Consider the following 14,659-nt stretch of genomic DNA (forward strand, 5'->3'; position numbering starts at 1 on the left):
GCACTTAGCCGGCAGATTTCAGGAAGAGCGCACCCAGGGGCGGCAGGCGCAGTCGCAATGAAAACTCCCGGCCATGGGTTGGAATGGCTTCGGCCATCACACCGCCGGCGTTGCCTTGCCCACTTCCCCAATAGTACTCCGAGTCGCTATTGAACAATTCACGCCACCAGCCACCCACCGGTACCCCAATTCGGTAATCCTCACGCACGACCGGCGTGGCATTGATCACGATCAGGATTTGCTCGCCGTTGCGGCTCTTGCGCAGAAAGCTGTAGACGCTGGCATCGGCATCGTTGGCATCGATCCACTCAAACCCGCGCGGATCGCAGTCAAGTTCGTGCAAGGCCGGCTCGGTACGGTAGAGACAGTTAAGATCGCCGATCAATCGTTGTATGCTCTGATGGGAGGGAAACATCAGTAAGTGCCAGTCCAGGCTGGTGTCGTGTGACCATTCGCGCCACTGTCCGAATTCACCACCCATGAAGAGCAGTTTTTTACCGGGTTGAGCAAACATATAGCTGTAGAGCAGGCGCAGGTTGGCAAACTTTTGCCAGACATCGCCGGCCATCTTGTCGAGCAGTGACCCTTTGCCGTGAACGACCTCATCGTGCGAGAGCGGTAGCACGTAGTTCTCGCTGAACATGTAGAGGCCACGGAAGGTCAACTCGTTGTGATGGAAGCGCCGGTAGATCGGATCGCGCCGGAAATACTGCAGGGTATCGTGCATCCAGCCCATGTCCCACTTGAAGCCGAAGCCCAATCCACCAACGTAGACCGGTCGCGATACCATCGGCCAGGCCGTGCTCTCCTCGGCAATGGTCTGCACATCGGGGTAGTACTTGTAAATCTGGGTGTTCAATTCGCGCAGGAAGCTAATCGCCTCCAGATTTTCATTCCCACCGTATTCGTTGGGAATCCACTCGCCGGCTCGGCGCGAATAGTCGAGGTAGAGCATGCTTGCTACTGCATCAACCCGTATCCCGTCGATATGAAACTTATCCAGCCAGCAGAGCGCCGAGCTGATCAGGAAGCTCCGTACCTCGTTCCGACCGTAGTTGTAAATATAGCTTCCCCAGTCTGGGTGGTAGCCTTTACGCGGATCGGCGTGTTCGTAGAGATGGGTACCATCGAAGTAGGCCAGCCCATGGCCATCGGTTGGGAAATGGCTGGGCACCCAATCGAGAATCACCCCAATCCCGTGTTGATGCAGATAATCCACGAAATACATGAAGTCTTGCGGCGTCCCGTACCGGCTGGTCGGCGCGAACATACCCGTCGATTGATACCCCCAGGAGCCGTAGAAGGGATGCTCAGTGACCGGTAACAGCTCAACGTGGGTAAAGCCACAATCTTTCACGTGCTCGACCAGCTCGTGGGCCAGTTCACGGTAATTGAGCGGACGGTTATCCTCTTCCGGTTTGCGCCGCCACGATCCCAGATGCACTTCGTAGATGGAGATCGGCGCATCGAGGCGCTGCCGCTGCCCCCGTTCGCTCATCCACTGCTGATCCGACCAGGTGTAATCGCGATCCCAGATAATGGCAGCCGTTTGCGGTGCGACCTCGAAGTAGGTGCCGAAGGGATCCGTCTTGTCTTCACGATAGCCGTAGTAGCGCGAAGCGATGTGGAACTTGTAGCGCATGCCTTTGCCGACGTGGGGGATAAATCCCTCCCACACACCCGAAAAGCCGCGCTGCCGGAGCGGGTTGGCACCGGCATCCCAGTTATTCCAGTCGCCGATCACGGCCACATACTCGGCATTGGGTGCCCAAACCGCAAAATAGGTGCCCGGCACGTCTTCCAGGGTAACCGGCTGAGCCCCAAATTTGTCGTACAAGCGGTAATGGGTGCCCTGGTTGAACAGATAAATATCATCCTCACTGAGGATACTAGTCATCATGGCACGAGCAGCTGCCGAAGGTTCCTTATGGGTTGCGGTGGGTGCATCCGTGGTCGAGGCCGTCAGTGTCGTGGAAGGATCATTAGTATTCGCCACCTGTTTACGGCGGGTGCGGCGAGGTTTTTCGGTATCACTCATTGCAGCCTCCTTTATAGTGCCTCAAGCCGATGGTAGTGCAGGAACATCGGCGGCAGTGATCATTCTTCAATCTGGCGTAAGATGCCGTTGATCGGGATCGGCAGCCAGTCAGGGCGATTGTTCATCTCGTAACCCAATTCGTAAACGGCTTTTTCGACGACAAACGTTTCGAGCAGGGCTTCGAGATCGGCCTGATCCTGGGGGACGAATGCTTCATGGCCGGCTGTAGTCAGATAGCCATTAAGAAAGGCTACACAGACCCAGAAACTCCACATATCAGCCCAGCGCTGAAGTCGCTCGATCTCTTCAGCGCTTCTGGTTGAGCCATCGTGGGCATACAGAGCGGCATAGGCGACATACTGGTATGAGCGCAACATGCCGGCCACATCACGCAACGGTGAGCGTTTGATCCGCCGCTCGCTGATTGGGCGCAGTGGTTCACCCTCGAAGTCGATAATCATGTAATCTTTGCCGGTGAAGAGCACCTGTTCGAGATGGTAGTCACCGTGAATGCGAATACGCACCGTCTCGATCTTGTCACCGGTAATCCGTTGCAATCGCGCCAGGAGCGCCTCTTCACTCTGGGTAACACGCTCTGCCGCCGGACGAACGGTTGCTGGCAACGAAGGCAGCAGTTTCCGCAAATCCTGCAGGGTGCGTCCGATCAAACTCCGAATGCTCTGGTAGATCGAGCGCTGGTAGAGGGTCGAGAAGGGTTCAGGTGCCATCGTCGGCCCACTCCCTTTGGCCAACGCCTGGTGCATCTCCGCAGTTCGCTGGCCGAGCAGGCGTGCCGACTCGAGGTAACCACCGATCAATTCCTCGACCAGAGCAGGCGGTGGCTGATGCGCAGCCGCGAGCATGCCGGCAACGCTTGCCCTCACAACTGGTGGCACGACATCGGTACAGGTGAGCACCGTATCATAGTAGCGGCGCACGACATCGAGCGCGTAATCGAAGGCATCACCTTCGTTCTGCACATAGCCCTGAACGATTGCCAGCGTCAACGGTTCATCTTTGCCGCGCAGATATTCAATGTAGCCGGCTACCGGTGGTGTATGGGGGAACCCAACCTCTTCGGTCAGGAAACGTCCCAGTTCCAGATCGGGATTGCGGCCCAATTCGATCTTACGGAAGAGCTTCATAATGAGCCGGCCACCAAAATTGATCGATGAATTGCTCTGCTCGCCACGCATCAAACTCGGTTCCAGGCCATCACTACCGCTGAGGAGCTTGCGGAGCGCACGGGTCGTGCCACCCACCAGCTCGCCACCGGCTTCACCCCGTAGACGGCGTCGTCCGATTATCAGTTCCAGGAGCGCCGACGCAAAGCGACGCTCACCGAGTGGGTCGTACAGGATACCGGCTTCAGGTCGGCGGCCAACCCGTAGGCGGGCGATCACCATGTGGCGTTGATCGGCCAGTATCTGGTCGGTGCGCTCGCCTTCGGCATATGCCATCGGCAACAAGTAGGTTTCTGGGGCGCCTTCAACATAGTTGACCTGCAACAGGGTCAGGTAGGCCGGGCCACCGGCATAATCGAGACGGGCAAACTCGCTCACCTGCACCTGTTTGATCTTGCGTGTTTTGGCCCCAAACCAGCGCCGATAACGCAGGTAATCGGGTAAGACTCGCTCAAGCCGCGCCTGCCGGCCATCGTAGAAGATCGCATCCCACTCAATCGCATCAACCGGAATCTCAACCAGTTCGGTTTCAGGTTGGGGTATGGGCAAACGTACTCCTTCAATCCGTTGCGGTGTCAGCGTAAACCAGTAGAAGCTGTGTGGGCCAAGGGTCAGGAAATAGGGCTGATCGCCAATCGGTGGAAATTCCACCTGACCGAACAGCTCAACCGGCATCAGGCCACGGTACGGCGAGAGATCGAGTTCGACACCCTGAACAAACCGCGACAGATTGAAAACGGCCAGGAGAATCTGATCCTCGGTTTTGCGCAGGAAACAGAGCACCTTACGATTTTCGGGGTAGAGAAATTCGAGCGTGCCCCGGCCAAATGCAGCGTAACGCTTCCGTAGTGCAATCAGGCGTTTCGTCCACCACAACAATGAATGCTGATTGGCGCTTTGCGTCTCGACGTTGACCGTCTCGTAGTGATACTCCGGATCGGTAATTATCGGCAGATAGAGTTGCTGAGGATTGGCCCGCGAAAAACCGGCATTCCGATCACCGCTCCACTGCATCGGCGTGCGCACACCGTTGCGGTCGCCGAGGTAGATGTTATCGCCCATCCCGATCTCATCACCGTAATAGATCACCGGTGTGCCGGGCAGCGAGAAGAGCAATCCGTTCATTAACTCGATCTTGCGGCGATGGTTGCCGAGCAATGGTGCCAGTCGCCGGCGAATACCGAGATTAATTCGGGCCTGGGGATCACGAGCATAGACCCGGTACATATAGTCACGCTCTTCGTCGGTGACCATTTCGAGGGTCAGCTCATCGTGATTGCGCAAAAAGATTGCCCACTGGCAATTGTCGGGTATTGGCGGCGTTTGCCGCATAATATCAATGATCGGATAGCGATTCTCAAGGTGAACCGACATAAAGAGCCGGGGCATTACCGGGAAGTGAAAGGCCATATGGCACTCATCGCCATCCCCGAAATAGGTAACCGCGTCTTCCGGCCATTGATTGGCCTCGGCGAGAAACATACGCCCCTGGTACTTTTCGTCCATATGCTTACGTAAGCGTTTGAGAAAGGCGTGGGTTTCCGGCAGGTTCTCGCAATTGGTTCCCTCTGCTTCGTAGAGGTAGGGGATGGCATCGAGACGCATGCCATCGACGCCCAGATCAAGCCAGAACTCCATCGCCTTGAAGACAGCCCGCTGGACAGCCGGATTTTCAAAGTTGAGATCGGGTTGATGACTGTAGAAGCGGTGCCAGTAGTACGCTTGCGCTACCGGATCCCACGTCCAGTTACTGGTCTCAAAATCTTTGAAGATGATCCGGGCATCCTTGTAGCGGTCGGGTGTGTCCGACCAGACATAAAAATTGCGGGCTGAAGTACCGGGCTTGGCCCGCCGGGCACGTTGAAACCAGGGGTGCTGGTCAGAGGTGTGGTTACAGACAAGCTCGGTAATAACGCGCAACCCACGCCGATGGGCTTCGCGAATAAACACCTTGAAATCAGCCAGTGTGCCGTAATTGGGATGAATGTTCGTGTAATCGGCTATATCGTAGCCATCATCGCGCAGCGGTGAGGGATAGAAGGGGAGCAGCCAGATTGCCGTTACGCCCAAATCTTGGAGATAATCGAGCTTACTGGTCAGGCCGGGAAAATCTCCAATGCCATCGCCATTGCTATCGCAAAAAGCGCGCACGTGCAATTCGTAGATGACCGCATCTTTGTACCAGAGCGGATCATCGGCTAACAGAGTCGGCGTCTTGGCCGGGCGTACACGGTTCATGCCACTCCCTCATCGTACAACTATCAGGCGAAATACTCAAAGCCGCGCTCGTCACGGCGGAGCCGGCGAATACAAAAGATATGGACGGGAGCCATCGGGCTGAGCTGCACGTAGTTAAACTCTCCCGACCAGGTGTAACGTGCGTCCGTCAACAGATCGTGGGCCTGGAACACGCCGTTCACGTTCCAGTCGTTCAGCGGCACCTGCACCCAACCACTATGGGTACGTTCAGGGTCAAGATTGACCACCACTAGAATGATGTCGCTACCGTCCGGTGAGGTCTTGCTATACGCGAGCAACCACTCGTGCTCGTGAAAATCGATGTCTACGCGGTGGAATCGCAGGGTGTCATTCCGGTGAAGGGCCGGATGTTCACGCCGAATCCGATTGAGCTGGCCGATATAGCCGCGCAGGCTGTGCGGTGCATCGAGATTCCAGTGCCGGATTTCGTACTTCTCATTGTTAATGTACTCTTCGCGTCCGGCTACCGGCGTGTGCTCCATCAATTCATACACCGGGCCATACATACCCCAACTGGCCGTCAACGTCGCCGCCATCGCAGCGCGGGTCATAAACACCGAGCGCTGACCAGCGTAAAATTGTGGGGTCAGAATGTCAGGCGTATTCGGCCAGAAATTGGGAATGAAGAAATCACTAACCGGACGGGTATTCAATTCCTGCAGATAGCTGGTCAACTCGTGTTTGGTAGTGCGCCAGGTGTAATAGGTATAGCTCTGCGTAAAGCCAATCTTGGCCAGATGGTACATCACTTTTGGCCGGGTGAACGCTTCCGAGAGAAAGATCAGGTCGGGATGCGCACTCTTCAGCGAGTTCAGACACCAATCCCAGAAGCGAAAGCTCTTGGTATGCGGGTTATCCACCCGAAAGATACGCACACCCTGCTCGATCCAGAACTCGAAGACCCGGCGCAGTTCTTGCCACAATCCCTGCCAGTCTTCCGATTCAAAATCGAACGGGTAGATATCCTGATATTTTTTCGGTGGATTCTCAGCATACTGGATGGTTCCGTCTGGGCGAGCGCGGAACCACTCTGGATGCTCACGCACATACGGATGATCGGGTGAGCATTGGAACGCGATGTCAAGTGCTACTTCGATACCGTATTTCTGCGCTTCGCGCACTATCGCCCGAAAATCATCCAGGGTGCCCAATTCGGGATGAATGCTCATATGCCCACCATCGGCATTCCCAATCGCCCATGGGCTGCCCGGATCGTTGGGGCCGGCATTCAGGCTGTTATTTTTACCTTTGCGGAAGGTGTACCCAATCGGATGGATCGGTGGCAGGTACAGCACATCAAAACCGAGTTCGGCAATGTACGGCAGCCGCTTGATCACATCGCGGAACGTGCCGTGGCGACCCGGCTCGTCAGCCGCCGAGCGGGGAAACAGCTCGTACCAGGCGGAAAAGCGTGCCCGTTCGCGTTCGACTGTTATCGGGTAAATCTCAGACTCGGTAGCAAATCGGCGTGGCAAATGGACAGCCATCAAGGAGTGGATTTCAGCAGCAAAGGCTGTATCAACGTCACCGGCAATCAGGGCCGCTTCGGCGATATGTAGCACCGCAGCATCAGCGCCACTGGCATTGTGCGCAGCCTCACCAACCAGCGCGGCACCGATCTGCAAATCGACCCGCACATCTTGCCCGGCAGCCAACCGCTTCTCAAGTTGATGCACCCAGGTCGCGAAACGGTCGATCCAGGCCACAACCTGAAACTCATGCCGACCGATGCTATTCAGGGTAAACTGACCTTCCCAACGATCATTGACCAGTAAGCGCATTGGTGCTTCATGCCATGTCTTGGCGCCTACCGGTCGATGGCGTACTACCGCTGCCAGTTCATCATGACCATCGGCAAACAGATCGCAACTGACCACCAGCGTATCACCGATGATTCGCTTCACCGGATAACGACCACCATCAATGATTGGCTCAACCGCTTCAATAATGACCCGTCGCCGTCCTTCACCGATCACTGATAGATCGAGTTTCGCTTTTGCCGCCGTGCGGCGAGTACGAGTGCGTGACTCCTTGACGGTCATTAGACCTCCTCAATCTGACAGCAAGCAATGTGCGTTTTGTGCACTTGCGATAGACGACAAACCGTATAGGTCGGTACGTCGTATGCTGGGGTATTGATAATCTGTGATGAAGCGCCAGCAAATGATATACGACAAACCGTATGGGCCGGCAAGCCGCATGCCGGGCATGTCCGTGATCTATGACAATGTTCAGTATGCCTGCCCTTTTGATTGTACGTTCCCCGGCGGGATGTGTCAAACTAGTTGCATGCGGTACTGATTGGTAACTTGTGTTGGTCGTCTAAGCATCTGCCGAAACCAGCACATAGTAGTTCTCTGCACGCACAAAATCGACAACGACATACCCGGCGGCAAAGGCAGCTTCAGCCCAGGCCCGAAAATGATAACGCCAGGCCTGGGCAATTGCTGGATCGTGCTGCTGAAGAGCAGCAAAATCGGCAGGAATAGCCAGCCGCACGACCGGTTCATGGGTGATCTGCACCGGCGTATCTAGTGTTGGGTTGAGCAATGGTGATCTGGCAACCTGATCGGCTGATGGGCGGGCAAATGGCGAGTGTACCAGCCACCACTCGACCTGAAAACGGTCGCTGGGCAGGATGCCATCAACGAGTTCTGGCTCAGGCCCATACACATTCCGCAGGTAGGTACGGCTGATGGTGCCGAGTTTGTGCAGATTGAGATGGGCATTTCGGGCTAGCAGCGGATCAAACGTCCATGTCATCAGTTCCAGGTCTTGGGCCAACACCAACTCGCGTTGCGCCCGTTTGAGTTGTTCGCCAATCCGGGCATCGCGCAGATCGGGGTGGACTGCTGCCATATGTGAAGCATGTTTTAACCGTCCGTCGGCAGTGCGCGCCAGAAAACCAAAGACAAAGCCGACCAGTTCGTCACCTTTGAATGCCCCTAACACCAACCCACCGTTGCGCTGCACGGTGGTCAGTAAGTTGAGCGGCACCACAAACTCGTCACCCCATACCAGTTGCTGAAGCTGTTCGCACGCCCGATATTCGGCATACGTTGTCACCGGTCGGATATCAATCTGCATGGCATCCTCTCATATAGACAGGTTATAAAAGTAATACACTGGCGTGCCCGTCAATCAATCGCAGCTCTTCATCTGGTGTTTCTACTGTGTAGCTCCTATTATACGAGGTTGCGTCCTGAAGTCTGTTATCCAACAGCTCAAAACGTGTGCTTCCCTGTGGCCCAGGCTTCAGCCCGTGCCGAAAATCATGTGGTGCTGGTGCCGGTGGTGTCGCCACACACCAACCCGACGCCAGATCAGGCCGTGGCCGTTTTGCACATAGCTCTTCTATGCGATATGTTATAATCCAATTCTCAATAACCGCATATGGGAGTCGAACCTGCCAGACCAGGCAGGTTTGGCGAGGAGCCTTGTGTGCCTGCGCGTCCATTCCTCAAGTGGGCTGGTGGGAAAAGTCAGCTCTTGCCAGAGCTTTCGCGGCGCATTCCAGAGCGTTTTGGCCGCTATCACGAGCCGTTTGTCGGTGGTGGCGCACTCTTCTTTTACCTCTGGAACAATGGTCTGTTGCGACACGGGGCCATGCTGAGCGACCTCAACGCGGAACTGATCGACTGTTACATTGCTGTTCGTGATGAGGTTGAGGATCTGATTGAACTGCTGCATCGTCTGCGCCCGTATGCGACCGACCGTGATTTCTTCTACGATATTCGCAGTTGGGATCGCCAACCAGATTTCGCCCGTCGCTCACGGGTGGAACGCGCAGCCCGCACAATTTTTCTCAATCGTACCTGCTACAATGGCCTCTATCGCCTGAACAATAAGGGGCAGTTCAACGCCCCCTTCGGCTATTACAAGAACCCGCAGATCGTTGACAGCGATAATCTCCGTGAAGTGAGTCGGGCCTTACGTAATGTTGATCTTCGGGTAGCCGATTTCGTCACTGTCCTTAATGAGGCACAGGCAGGTGATTTTGTCTACTTTGATCCGCCGTATGTGCCGGTGAGTAGCACCGCATCCTTCACCAGTTACACACGACGCGGCTTCGACGAAAGCGAACAGCGTCGGCTTGCCCTGGTCTTTCATCAACTGGCAGCGCGGAATTGTTTCGTGATGCTCTCGAATTCATCAACAACCCTGGCACATCAGTTGTACGCCAACGCCTGCCGGGTCGATGTTGTGCTGGCCAGTCGTAAAATTAATTGCAACGGCTCACGTCGCGGGCTGGTTGAAGAGCTGATTGCCTGTAGTTTTCCGGCTGGCGTGTTCACTCCACACAAGCTTGCCAGTGATTAGAATGTGTGCCGGTACACGGCCTGTCAACGAATAGATGCGTCTACCCGCTCCGGCGCCAGTTCCAGGCGATCACGGCCAGATAACCTGCGGCACCAATTGCGATACCTACCGGCCAGGAACTACTGGCCTGAAAACTGATCAGACCGGCCAGCAACGGCCCAACGGCTGCCAGCAGCGGACGCAAATCGTCACCGGGCGGATGACTGGCCCGCAAACGACGGCGCACCGGCGTTGCACTCTCTTGCTGTTCGGGTAGCGTATCATCAGTTTCGTCGTCATCGTCTTCGTCCGTCTCGAAAATAGCAGGTGGTAAGGGGTTATCGAGCGGTGGATGTTCGCGTAGCTCGGCCCGGTACGCTTTCCGCCAGCGGTATGTTGGCCGCCGGCGCGTCTCGTAGAGATGGTAAGCCGCACGCTGCAAGAAGGCCGGCTGACCGGCACTCAGCGTCATCAACTCGCGTACTTCATCAGCACTAAACAGACGCTCACCTTCTTCGAGGTAGCTATCGAGCAAAAGGCGCGCTTCGGCGAAGCTCAATGGCCCCAGCCGCACCGTGGCGAACGGTTCACTCAGCAGGGGTGGTGTGCCACGGATGGCTCCGACAACCATCAGATCGTAAGCCAGCGTTTGCCCGGTCGGCCCGGCTACTCCGTGGTAGCCGGGCGCACTTCGCCGGGCCAGGCGGCCCAATCGTTCGAGCAGGTCTTCCCCCCAGCCGGCGGTAATCGCAGCCTCGATGCCATCGAGACAGATCAAGACGGGCCTGCCACCAGCCGCCAGACGCTGTTCCAGAGCCGCAATCGTTGGTTCACTCCCTCCCAGAGCACGAACAATCAGACCATACGTTGTCGCCGCATCAGGCAACAGGGAAAGATCAAGGTAGAAGGCGTTCAGATTGGGGATTTCCAGCACTGCTCCAGCGGCCTGTGCCAGGTGCGTCAACAGCGATGATCGACCACTCCCGCTCGGCCCGTACAGCAAGAGTGGGCGACGGCGTTCGAGTTGTTCACATGCCGCTCCCAGCTCGCGCCAGCGACCAACAAATTTGCTCGGATCGGTAATCCGTCCGCGCTCAGCGAAGGGATTTTTCATGCGACCTCCACCGCTAACCTGTTTACCGGGTTACTGAAGGTACCAGCGTTCAATATTCCACAAGTAGCGCGGTGTCGTCAGATCAACCGGCCCGTCAAGCGTTTGTACCCGTGTGTTGATCACGACTGCGGTGCGATCAACCCATAGGTAGAGATAAGGCAATTCCTCGGCCAGACGAGCCTGGGCCTGGGCAATTGCACTGCGCCGTTCCTCACGACCGTAGAGCTGACGGGCAATCAGTGCCTGCTCGTCGTACACCGGATCGTTAAAGCCAACAAAATTGCGGGTGGATCGGGTATCATCCGGCCCCTGTTCAAGCTGACTGGAATGGAAGAGTGCAAAATCATCGGGGTCGTAGAACATCGTATCGGCAAAGTTCGGATCACCGGCGCCGTTCAACCAGCTTCCCAACAAGAGGTCGAAATCGTATGGCGCCACATAGCGCGCCAGAATGACGGTTGCGAAATCAGCCGGTTCCACGACAATCTGGATACCGATGCTGGCAGCAATCTCGGCGATGCGACGGGCAGCCACCAATCGCCGTTCATCATCGTTCCGAACGTAGAGGCGGGCGATCAGCGGTACTCCCTCCCGTTGGCGGATTGTCGCACCGGGAGGCAATACCCAACCGGCGGCATCAAGTATCTCGCGTGCAGCCGGAAGGTCGCCGGCCGGCAGTGGCGGCGTCAGATCGGCCCAGCTACCCGGCAAGGCGCCATTGCCGACCGGCACACCCACACCCTTGGTTGCCGTCTCCACCAGGCGAGGCAAATCGATAGCCGTTGCCAGCGCCTGCCGCAGGCGCACATCGGCAAACGGACGACCGGGACGCAAATTGAAGGCCAGAAAGTAGACTCCATTTTCAGGAATACTGCCACTACGCAAGGTTGTGACCTCTCCGAGCGCATCCTGCGCACCCCAGGGCAGTTCGGCCACCAGCAATTGCCCATCACGAAGGGCTTGCTGAGCTATCGCTGTTTCCGGCGTGACTGTCAGCTCCACCTGATCGAGGAGCGGCGAACCGTGGTGATACTGATCGTGTCGTTCCAGCACCAAACTACCATCGGCCTGCCGTTCCCGCAGACGAAAAGGGCCGCTTCCAATTGGCTGATCAAGAAAATTGATCTGACTCACATCACGCCCGGCAAACAGGTGACGGGGTAAGATAGGAACGGCCAGCAGGCTCAGCATCGGCGCATAGCGGCTGCGCAACTCAATCACGACCGTGCGTTCATCAGGGGCAGACGCCGCAGCAATGTAGCGCAGGTCGACCAGGAGGGCAGTACTGGTTTCGGGCAGACTGCGCAGCGCTGCCAGCGTGAAGAGCACATCGGCAGCCGTCAGTGGTTCACCGTCGTGCCAGTACACGTTCTGGCGGAGCGTAAACGTCAATCGTCGTCCATCGACATCAATGTCAAGCCGCTCGGCCAGATCGGGGGTTGGCCACAGATCGGCATCAAGACGCATCAAACCACTGTAGAGCAGACTGATCAGATGTTCTTCACCACGAGAACGTGGCTGCCAGGGACGCAGATCGGTAACAGGAGCAGCAATTCGTATGCTCAGTGTACCACCACGGGGAAGTGGGGTTGCCGTTGGTGGGAGCGTGGCTGTAGGCAGCATCGTCGCCGTTGGCGTCGGTGGGGAGAGCGTGGCACATGCAGCCAGAAGGACGCTCAACATAATCAAGATGAATGGCAATCGGTTGTGGCAAAGCCTGTAATCATTATGCATAGAAATATTATACCAACGCTTATTTTATTGGGCAGCACCTACCGAAACCTTATGGTACAATACAAAAGCAATGCAGAAACACAATTCCGACCGAACACCGGGGCACGGAAAGGGAATCACAATGACCTCACGGCTGCAAGAAGCGGAAGTGATCGTCTGGGATCGTTTAAGCCCTTTTGGACAGGCGCAATCCTTTCGCCGGCACAACACAATCTACACTCCGACCCAACCGGCACAAACCCTTTACCTGCTAATGAGTGGTCAGGTTGGGTTACATCTTGCGTCACGCGAAGGACGGCTACTCACGGTGCGTGTCGTTGAAGAGCGGCAGGTGTTTGGTTTGAGCGTCTTTGAGAGTGACGCAACCTATGATACGTTTGCCGAGGCATTGACACCGGTACGGGTGATGGCTGTTCCCCGGAGTGAGATACTGCAAGCAATGGCGAAAGACGGAACGCTGGCCATGGCAATGCTCGAACTTCTCGGTCAACAACGCATGATCGTGAGCCGACGAATTGAGGAGGTGGCCTTTAAGTCAGTTCCGGCCCGGTTAGCTTCAGTCCTCCTCGAAATGTCGGAGACGCAACAGGTGGCTGCCCCGCAACCGAATCGCTTGCCCCGGCGCACCCATCAACAGCTTGCTGATATGATCAATGCGTATCGCGAAACCGTGACTAAGGTCATTAATCAGTTCCGCGATGCCCGTCTGCTCGACGTGGATAGTTCCGGCATTACCCTGTTGAACCCATCCCGGCTACGCGAGCTGGCCCAGAGTTAGCGAGTGATCTCTTCAGGTGCCAGGTGCTTTTTGCGCTTGCGCATGTGCTCACGACGTACCACCAGCTTCCACCACAGGCCAATAAGCTGAACAAAGGTGCGCCAGAGCCGTGGGAAGTTGAAGAACTGACTCTTGCCGTAGGTGCGGTGGTAGTGATGAACCGGTACTTCGGCGAAGCGATAGCCGGCATCTTGTAGCTTCTTCACCAGCTCCAGACAGATCGTCCCGCTGTCTGATTCCAGCTCAATATCGTCGAATACATGCCGGCGAATAAGCCGAAAATCGCAGTCAACATCGCGCAATTTAAAGCCGAAGAGAAATTTCACTGTGTGGTGGTAGATACGACCGATGATAATGCGATGCAACGGGTCACCGCGATCTATCTTCCAGCCATTCACAATATCGATATCGTCACGCAGTGCCGGTAAGAGGAGCTTGAGTTCGCGTGGATCGTACTGCGCATCGCCGTCGGTATAGAAGATCAGGTCTTTCGTTGCTTTGGCAAAGCCAACCCGTAACGCTCCACCGTACCCTAACGCCTGGCGATGTGTGTACACGCGCAGCCGATCATAGCGCTTTGCCAGTGATTCGAGAACGTCAACCGTGTAGTCAGTGCTTCCATTCTCGACAACAATCACCTCGTAATCATCGGTAATGTCTTCCAGCGTCTCGATAGCCGCAACCACCATACTGCCAATTGTGCCGGCATCATTGCAGGCGGGAAAAAAGACGCTGATACTGGGTCGTTTGTCCATATAGTTGAACTCCATGCGCCGTTTGAAATGCCGCCGGCTGATTATAACACAGGCGTCGCGCACTCCTCGCCAGGGGCTGAACGTAAAGCTGTGCTACTGTGACGGTGGCACAAGCTGATGAACGTTTACAACCTACCTGCTTGCAGGAAAGGAAGAGATAAACGCTGTCGCTCATTCGCAGCGTAATCACGCGCTGGATGACACATCGTGTACGTTTCGTGGTTTGGCGTGCGCAAGCCACATTCCCGCACTCACCGTGCTCGATGTCGGGTGTATGTCGAAGTTATCTCATAAACTACTGTCAGACCCCATAATCGAGACGATCACACTCAGCATCTCCGTTACCAGCAGGGTCAACGTCAGACACGCGCCGCATCGTGAGCACGGCTGGCGCGGCAGCATGGCTGCTGCACTCCAAATGCTGCGACACGTGCATCACGCACGGGCAAGGCAATCAATCCAGTGCGTGATGGCACCGGAGATAGTCGTCATCCTTCC

At 56.1% G+C, this 14,659-nt stretch carries 9 protein-coding genes; 2 read left to right on the forward strand and 7 right to left on the reverse strand.

Annotated features, from left to right (window positions below; all coding sequences use genetic code 11):
* Window positions 1–4: 4 nt before the first annotated feature.
* The 4 genes from glgB to VAE55_RS02965 all read right to left on the reverse strand — a co-directional run bounded on the left by glgB (window position 5) and on the right by VAE55_RS02965 (window position 8,568).
* Window positions 5–2,038 carry a 1,4-alpha-glucan branching protein GlgB gene (gene glgB / locus VAE55_RS02950; protein WP_322814326.1) on the reverse strand — a complete coding sequence of 678 codons (2,034 nt, stop codon included), beginning with the start codon at window positions 2,036–2,038 and terminating at the stop codon, window positions 5–7.
* A 59-nt stretch (window positions 2,039–2,097) separates the two neighbouring features.
* Window positions 2,098–5,460 (reverse strand): maltose alpha-D-glucosyltransferase, encoded by a 3,363-nt coding sequence (gene treS / locus VAE55_RS02955; RefSeq protein ID WP_322814327.1) that lies wholly within the window; start codon window positions 5,458–5,460, stop codon window positions 2,098–2,100.
* A 23-nt stretch (window positions 5,461–5,483) separates the two neighbouring features.
* On the reverse strand, window positions 5,484–7,523 hold the full coding sequence (locus VAE55_RS02960; RefSeq protein ID WP_322814328.1) for an alpha-1,4-glucan--maltose-1-phosphate maltosyltransferase: 2,040 nt from the start codon (window positions 7,521–7,523) through the stop codon (window positions 5,484–5,486).
* 280 nt (window positions 7,524–7,803) lie between these two features.
* Window positions 7,804–8,568, reverse strand: a complete 765-nt coding sequence (locus VAE55_RS02965) for a hypothetical protein (RefSeq protein WP_322814329.1) — start codon at window positions 8,566–8,568, stop codon at window positions 7,804–7,806.
* 354 nt (window positions 8,569–8,922) lie between these two features.
* On the opposite strand from VAE55_RS02965, the gene VAE55_RS02970 reads away from it, so the two are divergent.
* Window positions 8,923–9,801, forward strand: a complete 879-nt coding sequence (locus tag VAE55_RS02970) for a DNA adenine methylase (RefSeq protein ID WP_322814330.1) — start codon at window positions 8,923–8,925, stop codon at window positions 9,799–9,801.
* A gap of 40 nt (window positions 9,802–9,841) precedes the next feature.
* Here the strand turns inward: VAE55_RS02970 and VAE55_RS02975 are convergent, their stop codons facing one another.
* Together VAE55_RS02975 and VAE55_RS02980 are read right to left on the reverse strand one after the other, a co-directional pair.
* On the reverse strand, window positions 9,842–10,894 hold the full coding sequence (locus VAE55_RS02975) for an AAA family ATPase (RefSeq protein WP_322814331.1): 1,053 nt from the start codon (window positions 10,892–10,894) through the stop codon (window positions 9,842–9,844).
* Window positions 10,895–10,924: 30 nt separating this feature from the next.
* Window positions 10,925–12,577, reverse strand: coding sequence for a peptide ABC transporter substrate-binding protein (locus VAE55_RS02980; protein WP_322814332.1), 1,653 nt, complete (start codon window positions 12,575–12,577; stop codon window positions 10,925–10,927).
* A gap of 172 nt (window positions 12,578–12,749) precedes the next feature.
* On the opposite strand from VAE55_RS02980, the gene VAE55_RS02985 reads away from it, so the two are divergent.
* A complete protein-coding gene (locus tag VAE55_RS02985) occupies window positions 12,750–13,406 on the forward strand; it encodes a Crp/Fnr family transcriptional regulator (protein ID WP_322814333.1) in 657 nt (218 codons plus the stop codon).
* On the opposite strand, the gene VAE55_RS02990 is transcribed toward VAE55_RS02985, so the two are convergent.
* Window positions 13,403–14,161 (reverse strand): glycosyltransferase family 2 protein, encoded by a 759-nt coding sequence (locus tag VAE55_RS02990; protein WP_322814334.1) that lies wholly within the window; start codon window positions 14,159–14,161, stop codon window positions 13,403–13,405. The two genes, VAE55_RS02985 and VAE55_RS02990, sit on opposite strands and share 4 nt — an antisense overlap.
* Window positions 14,162–14,659 lie beyond the last annotated feature (498 nt).

It is taken from the genome of Chloroflexus sp. (assembly GCF_034432675.1).
Taxonomy (GTDB): Bacteria; Chloroflexota; Chloroflexia; order Chloroflexales; family Chloroflexaceae; genus Chloroflexus.